This window comes from Rhizobium sp. TH2, assembly GCF_024707525.1.
Classification (GTDB): domain Bacteria; phylum Pseudomonadota; class Alphaproteobacteria; order Rhizobiales; family Rhizobiaceae; genus Rhizobium_E.
This window is the reverse complement of record NZ_CP062231.1, coordinates 3,890,217-3,911,654: the sequence shown is the minus strand read 5'-3', so window position 1 is coordinate 3,911,654 and position 21,438 is coordinate 3,890,217. Positions and strand designations below refer to the sequence as shown.

The 21,438-nt window shown below is 61.4% G+C and carries 19 protein-coding genes; 11 read left to right on the top strand and 8 right to left on the bottom strand.

What is annotated here, in order from left to right:
• Positions 1–3: 3 nt before the first annotated feature.
• The 6 genes from IHQ71_RS19355 to IHQ71_RS19330 all read right to left on the bottom strand — a co-directional run bounded on the left by IHQ71_RS19355 (position 4) and on the right by IHQ71_RS19330 (position 6,793).
• Positions 4–870: a carbohydrate ABC transporter permease gene (locus tag IHQ71_RS19355; RefSeq protein ID WP_258158070.1), complete on the bottom strand. Its 867-nt coding sequence runs from the start codon at positions 868–870 to the stop codon at positions 4–6.
• 3 nt (positions 871–873) lie between these two features.
• Positions 874–1,944, bottom strand: coding sequence for an ABC transporter ATP-binding protein (locus tag IHQ71_RS19350; protein WP_258158069.1), 1,071 nt, complete (start codon positions 1,942–1,944; stop codon positions 874–876).
• A 15-nt stretch (positions 1,945–1,959) separates the two neighbouring features.
• Positions 1,960–3,042 carry an ABC transporter ATP-binding protein gene (locus tag IHQ71_RS19345; protein ID WP_258158068.1) on the bottom strand — a complete coding sequence of 361 codons (1,083 nt, stop codon included), beginning with the start codon at positions 3,040–3,042 and terminating at the stop codon, positions 1,960–1,962.
• A 39-nt stretch (positions 3,043–3,081) separates the two neighbouring features.
• Positions 3,082–4,605: a glycerol-3-phosphate dehydrogenase gene (gene glpD / locus IHQ71_RS19340; RefSeq protein WP_258158067.1), complete on the bottom strand. Its 1,524-nt coding sequence runs from the start codon at positions 4,603–4,605 to the stop codon at positions 3,082–3,084.
• 154 nt (positions 4,606–4,759) lie between these two features.
• On the bottom strand, positions 4,760–5,530 hold the full coding sequence (locus IHQ71_RS19335; protein ID WP_258158066.1) for a DeoR/GlpR family DNA-binding transcription regulator: 771 nt from the start codon (positions 5,528–5,530) through the stop codon (positions 4,760–4,762).
• Positions 5,531–5,779: 249 nt separating this feature from the next.
• Positions 5,780–6,793 carry an NAD(P)-dependent oxidoreductase gene (locus IHQ71_RS19330; protein ID WP_258158065.1) on the bottom strand — a complete coding sequence of 338 codons (1,014 nt, stop codon included), beginning with the start codon at positions 6,791–6,793 and terminating at the stop codon, positions 5,780–5,782.
• A 161-nt stretch (positions 6,794–6,954) separates the two neighbouring features.
• On the opposite strand from IHQ71_RS19330, the gene IHQ71_RS19325 reads away from it, so the two are divergent.
• Positions 6,955–7,578: an AAA family ATPase gene (locus tag IHQ71_RS19325; RefSeq protein ID WP_258158064.1), complete on the top strand. Its 624-nt coding sequence runs from the start codon at positions 6,955–6,957 to the stop codon at positions 7,576–7,578.
• A 264-nt stretch (positions 7,579–7,842) separates the two neighbouring features.
• Here the strand turns inward: IHQ71_RS19325 and IHQ71_RS19320 are convergent, their stop codons facing one another.
• Positions 7,843–8,052: a cold-shock protein gene (locus IHQ71_RS19320; RefSeq protein ID WP_258158063.1), complete on the bottom strand. Its 210-nt coding sequence runs from the start codon at positions 8,050–8,052 to the stop codon at positions 7,843–7,845.
• Between the two features lie 255 nt (positions 8,053–8,307).
• A complete protein-coding gene (locus tag IHQ71_RS19315) occupies positions 8,308–9,327 on the bottom strand; it encodes an aldo/keto reductase (RefSeq protein WP_258158062.1) in 1,020 nt (339 codons plus the stop codon).
• 209 nt (positions 9,328–9,536) lie between these two features.
• Between IHQ71_RS19315 and IHQ71_RS19310 the strand changes: the two genes are divergently transcribed.
• From IHQ71_RS19310 to IHQ71_RS19265, 10 genes are all read left to right on the top strand, one after another.
• Positions 9,537–10,292 (top strand): BtpA/SgcQ family protein, encoded by a 756-nt coding sequence (locus IHQ71_RS19310; protein ID WP_374990042.1) that lies wholly within the window; start codon positions 9,537–9,539, stop codon positions 10,290–10,292.
• Between the two features lie 3 nt (positions 10,293–10,295).
• Positions 10,296–11,399 carry a M42 family metallopeptidase gene (locus IHQ71_RS19305; RefSeq protein WP_258158060.1) on the top strand — a complete coding sequence of 368 codons (1,104 nt, stop codon included), beginning with the start codon at positions 10,296–10,298 and terminating at the stop codon, positions 11,397–11,399.
• Positions 11,396–12,889 carry an FGGY-family carbohydrate kinase gene (locus IHQ71_RS19300; protein ID WP_258158059.1) on the top strand — a complete coding sequence of 498 codons (1,494 nt, stop codon included), beginning with the start codon at positions 11,396–11,398 and terminating at the stop codon, positions 12,887–12,889. The genes IHQ71_RS19305 and IHQ71_RS19300 overlap by 4 nt, the downstream gene beginning before the upstream one ends.
• Positions 12,890–13,611: 722 nt before the next feature.
• A complete protein-coding gene (locus IHQ71_RS19295; RefSeq protein WP_258158058.1) occupies positions 13,612–14,070 on the top strand; it encodes a (2Fe-2S)-binding protein in 459 nt (152 codons plus the stop codon).
• Positions 14,071–14,073: 3 nt separating this feature from the next.
• On the top strand, positions 14,074–16,227 hold the full coding sequence (locus IHQ71_RS19290) for a xanthine dehydrogenase family protein molybdopterin-binding subunit (protein WP_258158057.1): 2,154 nt from the start codon (positions 14,074–14,076) through the stop codon (positions 16,225–16,227).
• Between the two features lie 13 nt (positions 16,228–16,240).
• The gene (locus IHQ71_RS19285) at positions 16,241–16,882 is read left to right on the top strand and encodes an Isoquinoline 1-oxidoreductase subunit (protein WP_258158056.1); all 642 of its coding nucleotides are present in this window, start codon (positions 16,241–16,243) and stop codon (positions 16,880–16,882) included.
• Positions 16,883–17,023: 141 nt separating this feature from the next.
• The gene (locus tag IHQ71_RS19280; RefSeq protein WP_258158055.1) at positions 17,024–17,374 is read left to right on the top strand and encodes a CAP-Gly domain protein; all 351 of its coding nucleotides are present in this window, start codon (positions 17,024–17,026) and stop codon (positions 17,372–17,374) included.
• Positions 17,375–17,845: 471 nt separating this feature from the next.
• Positions 17,846–18,925: a sensor histidine kinase gene (locus IHQ71_RS19275; RefSeq protein WP_258158054.1), complete on the top strand. Its 1,080-nt coding sequence runs from the start codon at positions 17,846–17,848 to the stop codon at positions 18,923–18,925.
• Positions 18,926–19,194: 269 nt separating this feature from the next.
• Positions 19,195–20,547 (top strand): LLM class flavin-dependent oxidoreductase, encoded by a 1,353-nt coding sequence (locus tag IHQ71_RS19270; protein ID WP_258158053.1) that lies wholly within the window; start codon positions 19,195–19,197, stop codon positions 20,545–20,547.
• A gap of 91 nt (positions 20,548–20,638) precedes the next feature.
• Positions 20,639–21,415: an ABC transporter permease gene (locus IHQ71_RS19265; protein ID WP_258162885.1), complete on the top strand. Its 777-nt coding sequence runs from the start codon at positions 20,639–20,641 to the stop codon at positions 21,413–21,415.
• The last annotated feature ends 23 nt before the right edge of the window (positions 21,416–21,438 follow it).

The window sequence follows — 21,438 nt, the reverse complement described above, 5'->3', positions numbered from 1 at the left end:
CCCTCAATTCTGCGCGTCGCTTGAAGTCATGACCGTGTAGAAGATCCATGACAGCAGCAGGATGATCAGGAAGTAGATGATCGACATGGCTGCGGCCGGGCCGAGGTCGAACTGGCCGATCGCCGTCTTGACGAGGTCGATCGACAGGAAGGTGGTCGAGTTGCCGGGTCCGCCGCCGGTAACGACGAAGGGCTCGGTATAGACCATGAAACTGTCCATGAAGCGCAGAAGCACCGCGATCAGCAGAACCCGCTTCATCTTCGGCAGTTCGATGTAGCGGAACACCGACCAGCGCGATGCGCCGTCGATCTTGGCGGCTTGGTAATAGGCTTCCGGGATCGAGACGAGGCCCGCATAGCAGAGCAGCACGACGAGGCTGGTCCAGTGCCAGACATCCATGACGATGAGCGTCATCCAGGCATCGATCGGATCGCGGACATAGTTATAGTCTATGCCGAGCGCAGCCACGACGCGTCCGAGCAGACCGATATCGACGCGGCCGAAAATCTGCCAGATCGTCCCGACGACGTTCCACGGAATGAGCAGCGGCAGCGACATCAGCACCAGGCAGACCGGCACGCCCAGGCCCTTTTTCGGCATGTTGAGGGCGATGAAGATGCCGAGCGGAACCTCGATGGCGAGAATGGTGAAGGAGAAGAGCAGGTTGCGGCCGAGCGCATCCCAGAAGCGGTCGGACCTGAGCACGTCGGTGAACCAGTCGGTGCCGGCCCAGAAGAACTCGTTATTGCCGAACGTGTCCTGCACCGAATAGTTCACGACGGTCATCAGCGGGATGACGGCCGAAAAGGCGACCAGAACCAGCATCGGGAGGACGAGGAACCAGGCCTTGTTGTTGACGGTCTTGTTCATGGCTCAGCCCTCCGTCTTCACGCGCCAGGAATCGGCGTAGATGCTCATTGCAGCAGGGTCGAATGTGATGCGCGGGTCAGCGGGGATCTCGTCATCCTCCTGCGCCACGATTGTGATCGGCAGGCCGGCCAGCACGGCGCGGACGATCTTGGTCCGGCCGATATCCTCGACCTTCGAAATGGTGATCGGCATACCCTCGCGGCCTAGGCGGACGAATTCCGGGCGGATGCCGAGTTCAGTCTTGGCGCCCGGCGCGATAACCGGGGCCGCCTTCAACGCCACGGTCTGGTCGCCGATGAGGGCATTGGCGCCTTCGATCTTGACTGGCAGCACGTTCATGCCGGGCGAACCGATGAAATAGCCGACGAATGTGTGGCTTGGCCGCTCGAAAAGCTCGGCCGGGGTGCCGATCTGCACAACGCCGCCGTCATACATCACCACCACCTTGTCGGCGAAGGTCAGCGCTTCGGTCTGGTCATGCGTGACATAGACCATGGTGTAGCCGAACTGGCGGTGCAGGAGCTTCAGTTGCGCGCGGAGCAGCCACTTCATATGCGGATCGATGACTGTCAGCGGCTCGTCGAACAGGATCGCGTTGACATCCGAACGGACGAGACCGCGGCCGAGCGAGACCTTCTGCTTGAGGTCGGCGGTCAGGCCCTGGGCCTTGCGCTTGGCCATGGATTTCAAGTCGATGACGTCGAGAATCTCGTTGACCTTGCGCGTCACCTCGGCCTCGGGAACATGCCGGTTGCGCAAGGGGAAGGCGAGATTGTCGAACACCGTCATCGTGTCGTAAATGACCGGGAACTGGAACACCTGCGCGATATTGCGGTCTTCGGTGCGGAGCCGCGTGACGTCGCGCTCGCCAAGCAGGATGCGGCCATGCGACGGCGTCAGCAGGCCCGAAATGATGTTCAGAAGCGTGGTCTTGCCGCAGCCCGACGGTCCGAGCAGGGCATAGGCGCCGCCATCCTCGAACACATGGTCGACTTCCTTCAGCGCGTAGTCGGACGGCGCCTGGGGCTTCTCCATGTAGGAATGACGGATATGATCTAGGTTGATGCGGGCCAAGTTAAGCGTTCCTCCTCAAGCCGCGAGCGGCCGGGCTTGCGCCGCGCTCGTCCCATCCTCGCGGAAGGCGAGCAGGTGGCGCGTGTCGAGATTGACGGTGATATCGGTGTCGGGCGTGAGATCATGGACGCCGCGCGCCAGCATGACCCATTTGCCGAAACCGTTCGAAACGTGGACGAAGCTTTCCGAGCCGGTGATCTCGGTGACCGTGACCTTGGCCGGAATGGCGACGCTCGCTGCGCTCACCGGCACGGGTGAGAGATGATGCGGGCGAAAACCGATCACGACCCGGCCGTCGGCAATGCCTGAGAGGTAAGCGGGAACCGGCATTTCCGTGCCGGTATCGAGCCGGATGATCGAACCCTGCTTGACGGCGCCGACCGTATTAAGCGGCGGGTCGGAGAATGTCTGGGCGGTGACGAGGTCGGCCGGCCGGCGGAACACATCCACCGTCGGGCCGAACTGGGTGATGCGGCCCTGGCTCAGCGTCGCCGTATTGCCGCCGAGCAGCAGCGCTTCGGACGGTTCGGTGGTCGCATAGACGAAGATCGCGCCGGTCTCGGCGAAGATCTTCGGCAGTTCGGCACGCAGTTCCTCGCGCAGTTTGTAATCGAGATTGGCGAGCGGCTCGTCGAGCAGCACGAGGCCGGCATTCTTGACCATGGCGCGGGCAAGCGCCGTGCGCTGCTGCTGGCCGCCCGAAAGCTCCAGCGGCAGGCGCTTGAGATAGGGCGTCAGGCGCAGCAGATCGGCCGCCTTATGCACTGATTTGTCGATCTCGTCGCGGCTCTTGCCGGTGACACGCAGCGGCGAAGCGATGTTTTCATAAACCGTCATGGCGGGATAGTTGATGAACTGCTGGTAGACCATCGCAACGTTGCGCTTCTGCACGGCAACGCCGGTGACATCCTTACCTTCGAACCAGACAGAACCCCTGGTCGGTTTGTCCAACCCGGCCATGAGCCGCATCAGCGATGTCTTGCCCGACAGTGTCGGCCCGAGCAGCACGTTCAGCGAACCCCGTTCAAGGCGGATCGAGACGTCGTTGATGTGAATATCAGCGCCCAACTGCTTGGTTACGCTTTTCAGTTCCAGCATTCCATCCTCCTCCCCAGGCAGGCGACGATTGTCGTCCGCTTACTGGGCGGCGAGCCGGGCATCCGCGCTCGGCCGGCCTCTCATGAATTCCTCAAGTGCCTGCCTGCCATCGGCTTCAAGCTTCAGACCAAGCTTAGTCCGCCGCCAGAGCACGTCTTCCGACTCCAGCGCCCATTCCTGTTCGATGAGATAGGCAACCTCGGCTTCCGTCAGGTCACCGCCGAAGAGCTGGCCGAGATCGGCAAAACTCTTTGCTTTCCCCACGATCCGCCACGCCCGTGTGCCGTAAAGCCGGACCAGACGCCTGGAGTGCGCTTCGCTCAGAAACGGGAACTCGCGGCGGAATTTCGCCACAAGGCCCTCGAATCCCTGCCTGTCGAAATCGCCGCCGGGTAGCGTCGCGCCCGCTGTCCACGGCTTGCCGCGGCTGCCGAGCACGTCCTCGATCTTTTCCAGCATGGATTCGGCGAGCCGCCGGTATGTCGTGATCTTGCCGCCGAATACATTGAGCAATTGGGGCTCGCCGGCAGCGCCATCGGCCTTCAGCACGTAGTCACGCGTGGCTTCCTGTGCCTTCGAGGCGCCGTCGTCATAGAGCGGCCGGACGCCGGAATAGGACCATACCATGTCGGCGCGGGTGACCGGCTCGGCAAAATATTCGCTGGCGCCGGCGCAGAGATAATCGATCTCGGCATCGGTGATCTTCACGTCCTGCGGATCGCCCTTGTAGTCTTGGTCGGTGGTGCCGATCAGCGTGAAGTCTTCCTCATAGGGAATGGCGAAGAAAATCCGGCCATCGTTGTTCTGGAAAAAATAGGCGCGGGAATCGGAGAATTTCCTGCGCACCACGATGTGGCTGCCCTGGACGAGGCGGACATTGCTGGCGTTCGAGCCGGCGGCGTTCTGCAGCAGCTTGTCGACCCAGGGGCCGGCCGCGTTGACGAACAGCCGGGCGCTGATCGTCTCGGTCTGGCCGGTCTGTTCGTTCTCGGTGACAACAGACCAGAAGCCGCCCTCGCGGCGGGCCGATACGACCTTGGTGCGGGTCTTGATGACAGCGCCGCGATCGGCCGCGTCGCGGGCGTTGAGTGCCACGAGGCGGGCATCGTTGACCCAGCAATCGGAATATTCGAAAGCCTTGCGGAAGCCCGGTTTGAGCGGCCCACCGGCCGGATCGGTTTCGAGATTGAGCGTCCGTGTCGCCGGCAGCGCCTTGCGGCCGCCGATGTAATCGTAGAGGAACAGGCCGAGCCGGATCAGCCAGGCGGGGCGCATCGCCTTGTGCAGCGGCAGCACGAACCTGAGCGGCCAGATGATGTGCGGCGCCATGCCCCAGAGCACTTCCCGCTCCATCAGTGCCTCCCGCACCAGCCGGAACTCATAGTGTTCCAGATAGCGCAGTCCGCCATGGATGAGCTTGGTGGAGCCGGACGATGTGCCCGAGGCGAGGTCCTTCATTTCGGCGAGGAAAACGGAGAACCCGCGCCCGACAGCGTCACGCGCAATGCCGCAGCCATTGATGCCGCCGCCCGCGATAAAGATGTCGTAGACTCCGTCCGTCATATGCTTCCATCCCCTTTCGCAATGCAGCATTTTATTGCATTTGCGAAACTAAAAGCATTCAAAACGAAATCAAAACGAATGTCAATCGAATATGGGTGATGAATTCAGCGGGACAACCGGCGGCATCCAGGCGCGTCCGAACTATTGATTGATATCAATGGGATTTGGCGGTTTCGATCAGTTGAACATCGTTCTCGCGACAGATTTTCCGGAGATTTTCGGGAAAACAATTGTCGGTCACGAAGGTGTGGACCTGCGAAATGTGGCCGATCCGAACGGGTGCGGTGCGCTCGAATTTCGTCGAATCCGACACGAGAATCACATGCCGCGCATTGGCGATAATCGCCTGCGCGACCTTCACTTCGCGAAAATCGAAGTCGAGCAGCGCGCCATCATCGTCAATCGCCGAGGCGCCGATCACGGCATAATCCACCTTGAACTGGCGGATGAAATCGACCGCCGCCTCGCCGACGATGCCGCCATCCGTGCCGCGTACGACGCCGCCGGCAATCACCACCTCGAACTGCGGATAGACGCGTAACTTGTTGGCAACATTTATGTTATTGGTGATGATCATTAGCCGGCCATGGTCGAGCAGTGCCTGGCCGACCGCTTCCGTCGTGGTGCCGATATTGACGAAGAGCGAAGCATTGTCGGGAATGAGCGCCGCCGCCGCGCGGCCGATCGCATCCTTCTCGGTCGCCGCGATCAGCCGCCGCTGCTCGTATTGCATGTTCTCGGTGCCGGATGGAAAGACCGCGCCGCCATGGATGCGGTTGAGCAGTTTCTTCTCGCAGAGATCGTTGAGATCCTTGCGGATGGTCTGCGGCGTGATCTCGAACCGGTTCGCCAGTTCCTCCACCAGGACCTTGCCCTGCACACGGGCGATATCGAGGATTTCCTTGTGGCGCGGTATCAGGAACATTCGTTTCAGCCGTGGTTGGTTTCGTCTTCACGATAGAACGAAAAAAACGAAAGTAAAGCGGGTGGGTGTGCGTAAGACGGTTAGACCCCGCCCCGAAACCCCTCCCCACAAGGGGGAGGGGCCAACCTGTGGCGCTGGCATTGCTCATCTTTAACGTCGCCAATCGTTGAAAGCTTTGGAGGCTCTCGAGGCTGTGCGGCAGGTTAAGCCCCTCCCCCTTGTGGGGAGGGGTTTGGGGCGGGGACCTTCTTAAGACTTATCAATAGGCTTCGACCTGAGTCGCATCACCGTCTCGCGCTCCGCACGCTTGCAGGCGACCGGCGGCAGGCCCTTGGCGATCTGACTGAGGTCTTCCAGCGCCAGCTTGCCGATATTCTCCAGCGCCGAGGTCAGCGCGCCGGCGCGGTGGGCGGAAAACAGGATGTTCGGAACTTTCCGGATCGGATCGTCTGCGGCGACCGGCTCCTCGGGGAAAACATCGGTGGCGACCTGGATATGTCCGGAGCCGGCGAACTCCTTCAGTGCCTCGAAATCCGCGACTGCGGCGCGGCTGAGCAGGATCAGCTTGCCGCCCTTCTGCATCAGCTTCAGCTTCTCGGCGTTGAGCAGATGGGCATTGTCCGTCGTGATCGTGGCGACGACGAAGACGAAGCGGCTCTTGGCCAGCACCTCATCGAGCGGGGCAGGGGTGACGCCCATGCGTTTCAGCACGCCATCCGGCAGCCAGGGGTCGAAGGCACGGATCTTCGTTTGGAAGCCCGCGAGCAGTTTGTGGACCGCGCGTCCCAGATCGCCGAAGCCGACGAAGCCGACATCGGCGCCGGCCAGCAGTTCGGCTTCATGGTTGCCGTCGAGGCCGTAGAGCTCTTTACCGGCAACGAAATCGCCATGGCCGGCGTGGATGCCGCGCGCTAAGGAAAGCGCCATGCCGAGCCCGATTTCGGCCACGGGTGCTGCGAAGACCGAGCTCGGCGCGATGACGTGGATACCGCGCTGGAAGCAGGTCTCGTAGTCGACATTGGGCAGGAAATTGGTTTCGACATTGATGATGCAGCGCAGCTTCGGCGCCATGTCGAGTTGAGCCCTTTCCATCGGCTGCTGGCTCATCAGCACGTCTGTTGTCGGCAGGTGGGTGCGGTAGAAGCTTTCGCGATCCTCGCCGTTCCAGGCGATCACGTCGTAGGTCGACAGGAATTTCTGATAATCGGCGTCCGAAAAAATATCCTTGGCCGCACGGGGTTCCGGATCGAAAAGTACGCGCATTGCATCCTCCCAAATGTGATACCGATAGTCATAATCCCACCGCACGCAATGAATAGGCACACTGGCGCGGGTCAGCTATGCCCGTAAAGGGTAACTCGCCACTTGCGGAGCGGTTGCCGATTTCCGATAGTGCCAAGCTTCTCCCAGCGCTCGAGGATCACATGAAGCCGATCGATCTTCCGACCCTTCTCACAATCGTTGCCGAACGCGGCAAGGCGGGCCGCTCGATCACCGCGATCGCCGGGCCGCCGGGTGCGGGAAAATCGACCCTGGCCGATGACCTCGCCGATGCGCTGAACGCGACGGACCCCGGTTCGGCGGCCGTGTTTCCGATGGACGGCTATCACTATGACGACATGGTGCTGGTGCCGCGCGGCCTGCGCCCGCGTAAGGGATCGCCCGAGACTTTCGACGTGTCGGGCTTTGCGACCATGCTTGGCCGTCTCAAGCAGAACCGCGAGACCGAGATTGCCGTGCCGGTCTTCGACCGCTCGATCGAAATCGCCCGCGCCGGTGGCCGGATGATCCCGCAGACGGTGCGGCACCTTGTTGTCGAGGGCAATTACATCCTGCTCAACAAGGGCGACTGGCGCACGCTGCATCAGTATTACGACACGACGGTGCTGATCGATGTGTCCGAGGAAGAATTGCGCCGCAGGCTCACCGAGCGCTGGAAGGACCTCGATCCCGAGAGCTTCGCCTACAAGATGGATGTCAACGACCTGCCGAACGGGCGCCTGGTCAAGACCGAAAGCGTGCAGCCGGAGTTCCTGTTCAGGCAGTAGTGGGACTTGCTGTTTCACAGGTGACGGTGCCCCTTGCCCCGCTTCTCCCCTTGGGGAGAAGTGCCGAGCATAGCGAGGCGATGAGGGGTTCTCAGCCTATTGCTCCGCGCTTCGGGGGAACCCCTCATCCGACCCGCCACCTTCTCCCCAAGGGGAGAAGCGGGAGCGCTACCTCGCGTTCATCGACATAAAAAAACCGCCCGGGTTGGCCCGGACGGTTTTCTTATTCCAGGGATCTGCCGGTGGCGGCCGGCGCAATCCAAATCAAGCAGCGCGGAGATTGCCGGCGGCGGACTTGCCGGTGCGGCGATCGGCCAGCACTTCGTAGGAAATCTTCTGGCCTTCATTGAGCGTGGTCATGCCAGCGCGCTCGACGGCGGAGATGTGAACGAAAACGTCCGGGCCGCCATTGTCAGGCTGGATGAAGCCGAAGCCCTTGGTTGCGTTGAACCACTTTACGGTGCCAGTGTTCATCTGGGGTATCCTTGTATATCACGCGTTAGTTTTGCCGGCCGAAAGCTGGCGTTCGTATCGATAAATTCGTCTGGGAAGTTGGTCGGCCGCGTCCGGAAGCAAAACTCAGGGAACGGAGCCAAGCCATTCGGCCTTCAAAAAATCGACCGGGATTGTGTGCCAGAAGTCACCCATTTTTACAAGCTGTTAAAATGATATATTTTTTAGCCGCATGCGACACGGTTCCTCAACCGTTAATGTGGCTCGCGGCATGGCTCAGACCGGTGCATCCTGCCGCATCAGCCCGTCCGCCTTGAGGTCCGCCCAGAGTGCCGGCGGGATATCGTGGCCCAGCATCGAACGGTTGGAATTGACCTCCGTCACGCTCTGGCCGCCGGGGATGACGCTGACCACGGCGGGGTGATGCAGCGGGAAGTTCAGCGCCGCCTCGATCATCCTGACGCCATGCTTTTCGCATGTCGCGTTGATGCGGCGGACCCGATCGATGACCTCCTTCGGCGCATCGGCATAGTTGTATTGCGCGTCATCCGAAGGTCCGCGCGCCAGGATGCCGGAGTTGTAAGGTCCGCCCAGGACGATGCCGATGCCGCGCTCGGTGCAGAGCGGCAGGAAGCTGTTGAGCGCCTCCTGTTCGAGTAGCGTATAGCGGCCGGCGAGCAGGAACAGATCGAAATCGCCGCGGCGGGCCAGCGTCTCGCAGACCTGCCATTCATTGATGCCGCCGCCGAAGGCCTTGATCACGCCCTGGTCGCGCAAGGACAGCATGGCGTAGTAGCCGCCTCGCATGAATTCGTCGATGCGCGCATCCGACGCCTCTTTCGAGCCATGGGTGAAGATATCGACATCATGGCAGAACAGGATATCGAAGCGGTCGAGCCCGGTGCGCTCGAACGAGGCTTCGAAGGAGCGCATCACGCCATCATAGGAATAATCATAGACCTCCCGGCGGTTGGGAACGTCGAAGAACTTGCCGATGCCTGTCCGCTGGTCCGGCGGGCTGACCTTCATCAGGCGTCCGGCCTTGGTGGAAATCACATATTGATCGCGCGGCTTGCCGCGCAGGAAATTGCCGACGCGGACCTCCGACAGGCCGAGGCCGTAAAGCGGCGCGGTATCGAAATAGCGGCAGCCGTCATCCCATGCCGCCTGCAGCACGTTGTGCGCTTCTTCGTCTGTGATGGCACGGTAGAGATTGCCGAGCGGCGCGCAGCCGAAGCCGAGTTCGGTGAACTTGATGCCACCATTGCCGAGCCGGTCCCAATGCCTGATCTTCATAATTTATCCTCCCAAATGCCGCTTCGGATTTCGCCGGGATTTAAGACAGTCGGTCTCCCGAAAGCAATTGTTTTTAATCGTGTTTCAAACTTCCGCTGATGACATCCGGGATTTGAAATGGCAGAGTTGCCGCCGTTATGACCGGAGGAAATCATATCTTGAGCGATAAGTTGAAAGCCATTTTCGGCGCCAGGAAGCCTGTGATCGCGATGGTGCATCTGGGTGCGCTGCCGGGCTCGCCGCTGCATGATCACGAGGGCGGGCTGGAGGCTCTGGTCGAGGGCGCGCGCAAGGACCTCGCGGCCTTGCAGGACGCTGGCTTTGACGCCGTGATGTTCGGTAACGAGAACGACCGGCCTTACGAATTCAAGGTCGATACGGCCTCCACCGCGACCATGGCCTACGTGATCGGGCGGCTCGCCGGCGAGATCCGCATTCCGTTCGGCGTCAATGTTCTGTGGGATCCCGAGAGCTCGATCGCGCTTGCAGCCGCCACGGGTGCGGCCTTTGTGCGCGAAATCTTCACTGGCACCTATGCCTCCGACATGGGACCGTGGACACCGGATGCGGGCCGCGCGATGCGCTACCGCGATCGCCTGGGCCGCAAGGATCTGGCGCTGCTCTATAATGTCTCGGCCGAATTCGCCCATTCGCTCGACCAGCGCAGCGTCGCCGATCGTGCGCGGTCGGCGGTGTTCTCCTCGATCCCCGATGCGGTGCTGGTATCCGGCACGATCACCGGCGAGGCGGCGAAGATGGTCGACCTCGAAGCGGTCAAGAAGGTGCTGCCCGACACCTATGTCTTCGCCAACACAGGCGTGAAACATGCGACGGTGCGCGACACTTTGAAGATCGCCGACGGCGTGATCGTCGGCTCGTCGCTGAAATATGAAGGCCACACCTGGAATGCGGTCGATCCGGAGCGCGCGAAGGAATTCATGGCGCTGGTCAGGCAGGACAGGTGAGCGATGCGTGAACGGCTGAAAACCTGGCTCACGGACCTGATGATGATCCCCGGGCTCTCGGGCTACGAGGGCCGCGTGCGCCGCTACCTAAAGGCCGAATTGCAGGGCTTCGGGCTCAAGACGAAAACCGACCGGATGGGCAACCTGATCGCGACGATAGCGGGCAGGGAAGGCGCGCCTTCGGTGATGCTGTTCACCCATATGGACCAGCTCGGTCTCGTTGTACGCAAGATCGAGAAGAACGGCCTTGTCCGGGTCGAGCGGCTGGGTGGCGTGCCGGAGCGGGCGCTGGCGGCACAGGCGGTGATCTTTTCGATCGGCGAGGGTCGCGATATCCCCGGCGTCATCGCCCACAAGTCTCACCATGCGACGGGGCAGGACGAAAAATACAAGGTCGTGCCCTATCAGGACATCTATATCGACGCCGGCTTTTCGAGTGCCGAGGCGGTGCGGGAAGCCGGGATCGACGTGGGAACGCCTGTCGTCTACAAGCCGCATGTGATGGAACTGGCGGACGGACGGATCGCCGGCACCTCGGTTGATGATCGCGCGGGCTGTGCGGTGGTGCTGGAGGCCGCGCGGCAACTGATGGCGACGGTGCCAAGGCCGACCATACATATCGTTTTCTCGACGCAGGAGGAATTCAACCTGCGCGGCGCGGTGACGGCGGCTCAAGTGCTGCAGCCTGATATTGCTGTTCAAATCGACCTGATCCTGACATCCGACACGCCCGATATGACCAGCCGTGGCGATGTCGTGCTCGGCGGCGGGCCTGGGATGGCGATGTTCTCGTTTCATGGGCGAGGCACGCTCAACGGCACGATCCCGCATCCGGCGCTTGTCGGTCTCTTCGAAGACACCGCGAAGGCTGCCGGCGTGCGGCTTCAAAAGAGCGCGCATATCGGCTGCCTCACGGATTCGTCCTATGTCCAACTTGTCGGCCAAGGCGTGGCGTCGATCGATATGGGCTTTCCGATGCGCTACTCGCATTCGGCGCTTGAGGTCTGCGATCTCTCCGATCTCGAGGAACTGTCGCGGCTGCTGATTGCGGCGATCGCCAATATCGGTCCGGATTTCAGCCTGGATCGGGATGATTTCGAGCAATGAAACACTATCTCGGCGTCGATATCGGGACCTTCGAATCCAAGGGCGTGCTGGTCGATGAGGCGGGCGGGATCGTGGCGCAGGCGTCGCGGCCGCACCGGATGCTGGTGCCGCAGCCGGGCTGGGCCGAGCATGATCCCGAGCAGGACTGGTGGGGTGATTTCTGCTTTATCTCCAAGAAGCTGATCGCCGAGAGCGGTATCGATCCGAAGTCGATCCGCTCGGTTGGCACATCGGCGATCGGGCCGTGCATGCTGCCGGTCGATGCCGCGGGCAATCCGTTGATGAACGGCGTGCTCTATGGCGTCGATACGCGATCGGTCGATGAGATCGCGGCGCTCAATGCCGAGATCGGCGAAGACCGGGTGCTCGATGTCTGCGGCAATACGCTGACCTCGCAATCGGTCGGGCCGAAGATATTGTGGCTCAAGGACAAGCGGCCGGATGTCTATGCCAAGGCGGCGAAGGTGGTCAGTGCCACAACGTTCATCGTGCAGCGGTTGACGGGCAATTGCGTCATCGATCACTATACGGCGGCGAATTTCTCGCCCCTCTATGATGTCAGCAAGCTTGGCTATACCAGCGATTTGTCGCCTGACATCATCGATCTCGACAAGTTGCCGGATTTGCTGTGGAGCACGGATATCGCGGGGCATGTGACGGCCAAGGCGGCCGAGGCGACGGGGCTCGCTGTTGGCACGCCGGTGATCTGCGGCACGATCGACGCGAGCGCCGAGGCCTTCTCGGTCGGCGTGCTCGATGGCGGCGATATGATGGTCATGTATGGCTCGACGATCTTCATCATCCAGCTGACCGATGAGCGAGTGCGGGATGCGCGGCTGTGGTATGCGCCGTGGATGTTTCAGGGCCAGCATGCCTCTATGTCGGGGCTCGCGACCTCCGGCACGTTGACCCACTGGTTCCGTGACGAACTGGCCAAGGAGCTCGATCCGGTCAAGGCATTCGGCGAACTTGCCAAGGAGGCGGCCTTGTCTCCGGCCGGCGCCAATGGATTGATTTTCCTGCCTTATTTCTCCGGCGAGCGGACGCCGATCCATGATACGCATGCCAAGGGCACGCTGTTCGGGCTCAACCTCACCCACAAGCGCGGCGATATCTACCGGGCGCTGATCGAGGGGATCGCCTACGGCACCAACCATATTTTCGAGACCTATGCCGAAGTGGGCAGCCCGCCGAAGCGGCTGATGGCGGTGGGCGGCGGCACCAAGAACAAGCTCTGGCTGGAGGCGACGTCGAATATTTCGGGGCTCAGGCAGATCCTGGCGCGGAAGACGATCGGGGCTTCCTACGGCGATGCCTGCCTCGCGGCCATCGGCGTGGGGGATGCGGATCGATCGACCATCACGCGCTGGAATCCCGTCGAGAGCGAGGTCGCGCCGATGGCCGATGCCGCCTATGCCAGGAACTACCGGATTTTCAAGGAACTCTACCTGAGCACGAAGCATCTGATGGCTGAGCTCGACAAGACATAAGTCCTCGTTCACGCGGCCGGTTTTCGGTCCGTGGCTTGGGGCAGATTTCGGACGGGGCGCCTCGTAGAGCCTCTCTATTTGTTTGATTTATGCTGCGCCACAAGGCGCCCCGTTATGCATTTATCCCATGCAACTCCGGTCCCTCTGCGTCACCGAACGGCCTGGGTTTGGCCGGAGATTGTCAGTCTCCGATCGCCTCCGATGTATATCCCGCCATCCATCGCTGGCATGGCGTTCGCGGGACCATCACCCCCGCATTCCGTTCGGGCCTCCAATGCCTCACAGGCACGCCCCGGCCTTTTTCAGCCGGGAGGAGAACCATTCTCTGCATGAGCCCCGCGCGCCGCTCCGCCTCTTGAGCAGGCCCGAAGGCACATGATCCGTCTCGCCGGGTGAGGCCACCCGCGTATCCGACGACGGAACGGGGAGGAATGTAGCATGGGAATTTGCGGATGGGAAGAGAAATTGTGAATATTTTCCTATTTTTGCTTTTTGCCAGATTCGACATGGGGGTTGTCGACCTATGGAACCAACACCACATCAACCGCATTCAAGCGGTTTTGCCGGAGTTTGTTGAATGGCCCCTTCACTGCAATTTGAATTGCATGCGGGCGATGGGTTCACATACGGTCCCGGTCGAATTTCCAGTCTAATTTTTACCGCGCCGGGCGGCTGACCCGGCTCGAACGAGCTACCCACCAATTTTAGAAGGAAGCAGGGACATGGTCACTTTCACGCTCAACGGAAAAGAACGAACTTTCGACGGCGACCCCGACACGCCCCTGCTGTGGGTCATCAGGGACTTCGAAAAGCTCATGGGAACCAAGTATGGCTGCGGGGTCGCGCAGTGCGGCGCCTGCACCGTGCATCTCGACGGCATGCCGCGACGGTCCTGCATTACGCCGATCTCGATGATCGATGGCTCCGATGTGGTGACGATCGAGGGGATCGAAGGCAAGGAAGCCGAGGCAATCCAGACCGCATGGACCGGGCTTGACGTGCCGCAATGCGGCTACTGTCAGTCCGGGCAGATCATGTCGGCCGTGGCACTGCTACAGATGGTGCCGAAGCCGACCGACGAAGAGATCGACGGCGCAATGACCGGCAATATCTGTCGATGCGCCACCTATCATCGCATTCGAGCGGCGATCCATAATGCCGCCAACTCGATGGAGGGCTGAGCCATGACGATGCATGATATCACCGCGACCCGCCGTGGTTTTCTCGCCGGCGCCGGCCTCGTGATCGGCGTGGCGATTGCGCCGAAATATCTCTCGGCAGCGCCAACCGGCGTGCCGGCCGGCGGCGGACCGGAACTCTTGCCGCTCAACGCCTTCGTCAAGATCGGCACGGATGATACGGTCACCGTGCTCTCCAAGCATATCGAGTTCGGCCAGGGGCCGTTCACCGGTCTTGCGACACTTGTCGCCGAGGAACTGGACGCCGACTGGGGGCAGATGCGCGCGGTTCATTCGCCGACCGACAACAAGATCTATGCCAACCTGCTGTTTGGCCTGCAGGGCACGGGTGGTTCGAGTTCGATCGCCAATGCCTATGAGCAGATGCGCACAGCCGGCGCCACTGCCCGCGCCATGCTGGTCGCCGCCGCCGCCGAGGAGTGGAAGGTGCCGGCGAGCGAGATCACGGTCGAGAAAGGGCGCATCAAGCATGCCGCTTCCAACAAGGAGAGCGGTTTCGGCGCGTTCGCCGACAAGGCGGCCAAGCAGACGCCACCCGACAATCCGAAGCTCAAGGACCCCAAGGACTTCGTGCTGATCGGACGGGAACTGCCGAAGCTGGATACCAAGGCCAAGACGAACGGCACGGCGATCTTCACGCTCGACATCGCGCCGGACAATCTGCTGATCGCGGTGGTCGCGCATCCCAAGCATTTCGGCGCGACGGTCAAATCCTTCGACGACAATGAGGCGCGAAAGGTAAAGGGCGTCGTCGACGTCAAGCAGATGCCGCAGGGTGTCGCGGTCTATGCCGACAACACATTCGCGGCGCTGAAGGGTCGCGACGCGCTCAAGATCGAATGGGACCTGAGCAAGGCCGAGACCCGTTCGTCGCAGGAGCTGGCGACGGACTATGCCAAGCATTTCAACGAGCCGGGTCTCGAGGCAACGAATACCGGAAATGTCGAGGAGGCGTTCAAGCAAGAGGGCCTTCAGACGATAGAAGCCGAGATCGTCTTTCCATTCCTCGCGCATGCGCCGATGGAGCCGCTCGACGCGGTCTTCATCAAGGCGGCGGATGGATCGGTCGATGTCTATACCGGCGCGCAGTTTCCCGGCTTCGACCAGCAGGTTGCAGCCCAGCTTCTCGGGCTCGACGAGTCCAAGGTGCGGGTGAACACCCAGCTCGCGGGCGGCAGCTTCGGCCGCAAGGCGCAGTTCGGCTCTCCCTACATGCAGGAAGCCGCGGCAGTCTACGCCGCCACTGGTGGCGACCGGCCGCTCAAGCATATGTGGACCCGGGAGGACGACATCCAGGGCGGTTTCTACCGGCCGATGTATGCCCACAAGATGCGCGGCGCGATCAACAAAGACGGTGAGATCACGGCGTGGGAGCAGGTGATCGTCGGCCAGTCGATCATGGCGAAGGCCGATCTCGATTCCACCTCGGTGGAGGGTGCATCGAACCTTCCCTACCACGTCCCCAATCTCAAGGTGACCTCGCACAATACCAAGCTGGTGATCCCGCCGCTCTGGTGGCGGTCAGTCGGCCATACCCATACCGGGTTTGCGGTCGAGACCTTTGTCGATGAACTGCTGATCCGCGTCGGCAAGGATCCGGTCGAGGGGCGGCTCGCGCTATTGGCGAAAACCTCGCGCCATGCCGGCGTGCTGCGCAAGGCGGCCGAGATGGCGAACTGGGGTGCGACGGTGCCGGAAGGCCGTGCGCGCGGGGTCGCTGTCGTCGAGAGCTTCGGCTCCTTTGTCGGACAGGTGGCGGAAGTCTCCGTCGGCGCCGATGGCGCGCCGCGTGTCCACAAGGTGTGGTGCGCGGTGGATTGCGGCATTGCGGTCAACCCCAACATCATCAAGGCGCAGATGGAGGGCGGCATCGGCTACGGGCTGGGTGCGGTGCTCTTCGATGCGGTGACGCTCGGCAAGGGCGGAAAGATCATGCAGTCGAACTTCCACGACTACCGGTCCATCCGCATCAACGAGATGCCCGATGTCGCGGTGGAAATCATCAAGTCGACCGAGAAACCGACGGGCGTCGGCGAGCCGGGCGTGCCGCCGGTGGGACCGGCGGTCGCCAATGCCTGGCGAAAACTGACCGGTGCCCCGGTACGCCAGCTTCCCATCGTCAATCTCATATCCTCCTGAGGGATCGCGACACATGAATATCAAGCTCTTGTTTTCGGGCGCTGCAGCGCTCTGTCTCATCGCGGGCGCCGGATTGGCGCTCACATCCGTCTCGGTCGCGCAGGATGCCAACGCGCTTCGTTCCGCCGAGTCCTTCAAGTCGATCGCCGACGAGCAGGCGCGATCGGTTGCGCTCTTCGAGGAAGCGGGCAAGGTCATTCAGCATCCCCGGTGCGTCAACTGTCATCCAGCCACGGACCGACCGCTGCAGGGCATGAACATGCACCTGCACCAGCCGCCGGTGTTTCGCGGCGATGGCGGCATGGGCCTGATGGGCATGCAGTGCAACACCTGCCACGGTGCCGAGAACATCAAGGTTGTCGGCCAATCCGATACGCTCAAGAGCATTCCCGGCAATCCCGCCTGGCATCTCGCGCCGATCGAAATGGCCTGGGAAGGCAAGACGCTCGGCCAGATCTGCGAGCAGCTCAAGGACCGCAAGCGCAACGGCGACATGACCATGGAGGAAATGGTCGAGCACATGGCCCATGACGATCTCGTCGGCTGGGGATGGAAGCCGGGCGATGGCCGCGAGCCGGTTCCGGGCACCCAGGAAGAGTTCGGCAAGATCATCCGGGCCTGGGTCGATACGGGAGCGCTCTGTCCGAAGGCGTGATCGATCAGGAAGTCACGGTGCTTCATTCGCGTGAGCCGTTGCCGGGTCGCGACTTAACCGCTACTTAGCGGGAAAGACGGATATGGCGGTGAGATCAGCGCCATATTTCGAACGAGGCGGCTATGCCGATCGGAGATTGCGATGAATGATTTTTACGTCGGCCAGCAGGTCGTGTGCATCGATGACAAGTTCAAGCATGTCTCGATAGACCAGGTGATCCGCAAGGGTCAGATCTACACCATCCGCTGGGTCGGCATGTATTCGCACTATGTCGATGGCGAGTTTCTCGGGATCAAGCTCGAGGAAATCCATCGCGGCAATGACGATGGTCCCGAGGGTTATGGCGCGGCCGACATGCCATACCGGGCAACGCGGTTCAGGCCGCTGGTGAAAGACCGGATAGGATCGTTGAGAAAGCTTCTCGCGCCAAGCCCGGATGTGCCTCCGGAGGAGAAGCCCAAGGCGCCGGTGCGGAAAAAAGAGAAGGTGTGAGCGATTAAGTCGCTGCGGACCTAGATCGTTTCATTGTTAAATGGAAGCATTCTGCCGGAGCAGGTTTTCGTCAGGGCAGAGGCGATTGGCGAAGGGCATACCCAATGTACGTCCGAGCCGATCGCCTCTGATCCTGGCGGAAAGATGCCCGGCCCCTTCGGGGTTGGCCGATACGGGCCGCCTATTCGTTCGGTCGCCTTGGCCGTAGAACTGGGCTACGACGCGCGCCGACCGAACGAATATCCGACTCCGTCTCGGCCAACAGAATGATTCCATTTAACAATGAAGCGATCTAGAGTGCGTGGCGGAAGGAGTTTGCGATTTGTCGACTCTGCTGGCGCGCCGTTGGTCGCCGTCGTCGCCCGCGTTTTAATTCGGACGCGGGCGCGCGGTATCTATATGGTCGATCCACACGGCTCAGGCCGCCTGGGGAACGGAACCGCGTTCCAGATCGGATAGTCCACTTTTCCCATGATCAGTTTCCAAACCACAGAGCATGCCCAGACGCTGGCACAGGCCATCATGAACACGCTGCCCGAGCCGTTTCTCGTGCTCGACGATCAGTTTCGCGTGCTCGCGGCAAGCGCTGCTTTCTACCGGACCTTTGAGGTCGATCCCGAGCAAACGATAGGGTGTTTGCTTTACGCATTGGGGGATGGCCAATGGGATATTCCAAGTCTCAGGGTGCTTCTGGAGACGATCATTCCGGAGCGGACCGCAATGGATGGCTTCGAAGTCGAACATGATTTTCCGCGGATCGGCCGCAAGACAATGTTTCTGAATGCCCGGCAGGTGGTCTACGAAGATCACTCCAAATCGACGATCCTGCTTGCGATCCGCGATGCCACCGTCAGCAGGATGATCGAGCGCGAGAAGGACGAGCTTCAAAGGCAAACGCAGGAACTGCTTCGGCAGAAGGAGGTCCTGCTCCAGGAAATGGAGCACCGGGTCGCCAACTCGCTCCAAATCATCGCCAGCATCCTGCTTATCAAGGCCCGGGCGGTCTCCTCCGAGGAAACGCGGAGGCATTTGAACGACGCCCATCAGCGGGTGATGTCGGTCGCGGAGGTACAACGCCATCTGCATACCTCGGCCGGGCTCGACACGGTGGACGTCCGCTCCTATCTCACCAAACTCTGCAGCAGCCTGGCATCGTCGATGATCGGCGAAAGCCAGCCCATCGAGATCAAGGTCCGTGCCGACTCGGGCGCGATAGGCTCAGACAAGGCCGTCAGCATCGGGTTGATCGTCACGGAACTGGTCATCAATGCAATCAAATACGCGTTTCCGGAACCGAAGGCCGATGCCCATATAGAAGTGACATATGAGACCAATGATCTGGATTGGAAGCTGACGGTGTCCGATAATGGGGTTGGCCAAGCAGCCGGTGATGTCAAGGGAACGGTCCCGGGCTCGGGATTGGGCACCGCGATCGTCCAAGCGCTGGTGAGCCAGCTGGAAGCGGTCAAGGAGACCGTGGTCGACGAGAATGGAATGGAAATCTCCGTGACGCGCGCGACATTCACCTCACGCCTGCCGAAGGTGGCCTAGCTCGGATTTGTCGATTTCAGGCCGGCGAAACCATTTCGCGCATGGTTTTGATCACGCGTTGAGGACTATGGGGCTTGGGCATGAAGCGTCTCTCTGCGGGGATCGCGCCGCCGAGCCGTGCAGTATGCCGGCCTCTTGGCAGTTCTCATTCCGACAATGGGCGCTTTTGAGGAACCACATTCGCTCCGAATGCTCATATTTAGCAAAATCTCTCTCCACATTCCGTTTGTCTATAAATAATATAGACAATATCGACATGGAGATTCGTGATGACGAGACAGATCAAGCTTGGTGCCTTTCTTCCCGGTGGTGGACAGCATGTGGCGGCGTGGCGGCATCCGGAGCAGCCCTCGGACGGGGCGACGGATTTCGAGTTTCACAAGCAGCTTGCCCAGACCGCCGAGCGGGGTCTGTTCGATGCCTATTTCCTGGCCGATGGTCTTGCGGTTTCGTTTGGCGGCGGCACGGAAGGGGGCAATGCAAGGGTGGCGGGCTTCGAGCCGGTGACGCTGTTTTCGGCGCTCGCGCCGCTGACGACGCATCTCGGCTTCATCGCCACGGCCTCGACCACCTATGAGGAGCCGTACAATCTGGCGCGCAAATTCGCCTCGCTCGACCTGATCTCGCAAGGCCGGGCCGGGTGGAACGTGGTGACGACGGGAACCGAGGCGGCTGCCTATAATTTCAACCTCGACCAGCAGCATCCGCATGCCGTGCGCTACCGTCGGGCGGCCGAGCATGTCGAGGTGGTCAAGAAGCTGTGGGACAGTTTCGAGGACGATGCCTTCATCCGCGACAAACGGACCGGGCAGTTCTTCGATACGGAGAAATTGCATTACACGAACCATCGCGGCGAGCATTTCAAGGTCAAGGGGCCGCTCAACGTCTCGCGTTCGCCGCAGGGCCATCCCGTCATCGTGCAGGCGGGGCAATCCGAGGATGGGCGGGGTCTTGCCGCTGCGACGGCGGAGGTGATCTTCACCGCCCACCAGCATCTTGAAACGGCGCAGGAATTCTATCGCGATATCAAGGCCCGCGCCCAGGGCGTTGGCCGCGATCCCAGCCATGTTCTCGTCATGCCCGGCGTTGCGCCCTTCATCGGCAGGACGGAAGCCGAGGCGCGTGAGAAATACGAGAGACTGACCGCGCTGATCCTGGAAGAGGATGGCCTGGCACTTCTCAATGGCCTGACCGGTGGCACGCTCGATCTCAGCGGCCATGATCTCGACGGTCCGCTGCCGCCGACGCCGCCCACCGAGGGCATGAAGAGCCGGCAGGCACTGATCCGCAGGATCGCCGACGAGCACAATTTCACGATCCGCCAGCTTTACCAGTGGATCGCCTCGGCGCGCGGGCATTTCACCATTGTCGGAACGCCGGTGCAAATTGTCGATACGCTGCAGGAATGGTTCGAAAACGAGGGTGCGGATGGCTTCAACATCCTGCCGCCATGGCTGCCGGCCGGGCTCGACGATTTCGTCGAACTGGTCATTCCTGAGTTGCAGCGGCGCGGGCTGTTCCGCACGGCTTACGAGGGCCGGACGCTGAGGGAAAATCTCGGCCTGCCATTCCCCGCAAACCGCTGGACGCGCCAGGCGGCCCACGTTCAGGCCGCCGAATAGGCAACGGAAAGGACGAGCCATGTCTTCCCTGGATACAGAACATGCGGGCGCGCTGAGGCTCTCCCGCCAGCGGCCGGATTGGCCGCAGGCCATGTCCCGGCTGGTGGCCGGCGTATCGGGCCAATTCTTCTCGCGTTACGGGCTTCTCGTTGGCTTTCTCGTGCTCTGGCAGATTGCTCCGGCGCTCGGCTGGACCAATCCCGCCGTGCTGCCGCCGCTCGACCAGATCGTGACGGCGCTTTTCAAGGGCGTGTTCGGCGGGCCGCTGTTCGGCGATATCGCGATCAGCCTGCAACGGGCCGGCATCGCGTTTGGTGCGGCGGTGGTGATCGGCGTGCCGCTCGGCCTGCTGATGGGACAGATGCGCGGCGTCGAGCGAAGCCTCGATCCGATCCTGCAACTGTTCCGGCAGACGTCTGCCTTGGCGCTTTATCCCGTCTTCATCCTGCTTCTCGGGCTGGGCGAGACATCAAAGGTGTTCGTGATCTTCTGGGCGACGTTGTTTCCCGTGCTGCTGGCAACCACCGGCGGCGTCAAGCAGGTCGATGGCAAGCTGATCGAGATGGCGCGGGTCTATGGCGCCAACCGGCTCACCGTGTTCCGGCGGGTCGTATTGCCCGGTGCGCTTCCCTCGATCTTCGTCGGCCTTCGCCTGAGTGCGACGACGGCGCTGCTGCTGCTGATCGCGGCCGAGATGATCGGCGCCAACAAGGGCGTCGGCTTCCAGGTCATGAATGCGCAGTACAATTTCCAGATTCCCCTGATGTTCGCCGCGATCCTGCTGCTGGCCGGACTCGGGCTGACGGCAAACTATGCGCTTGTGACGCTCCAGAAGCGGCTTTGCCGGTGGAGCGACATCAAAGGCTGAACCCCCAACTCTCTCAACACTCT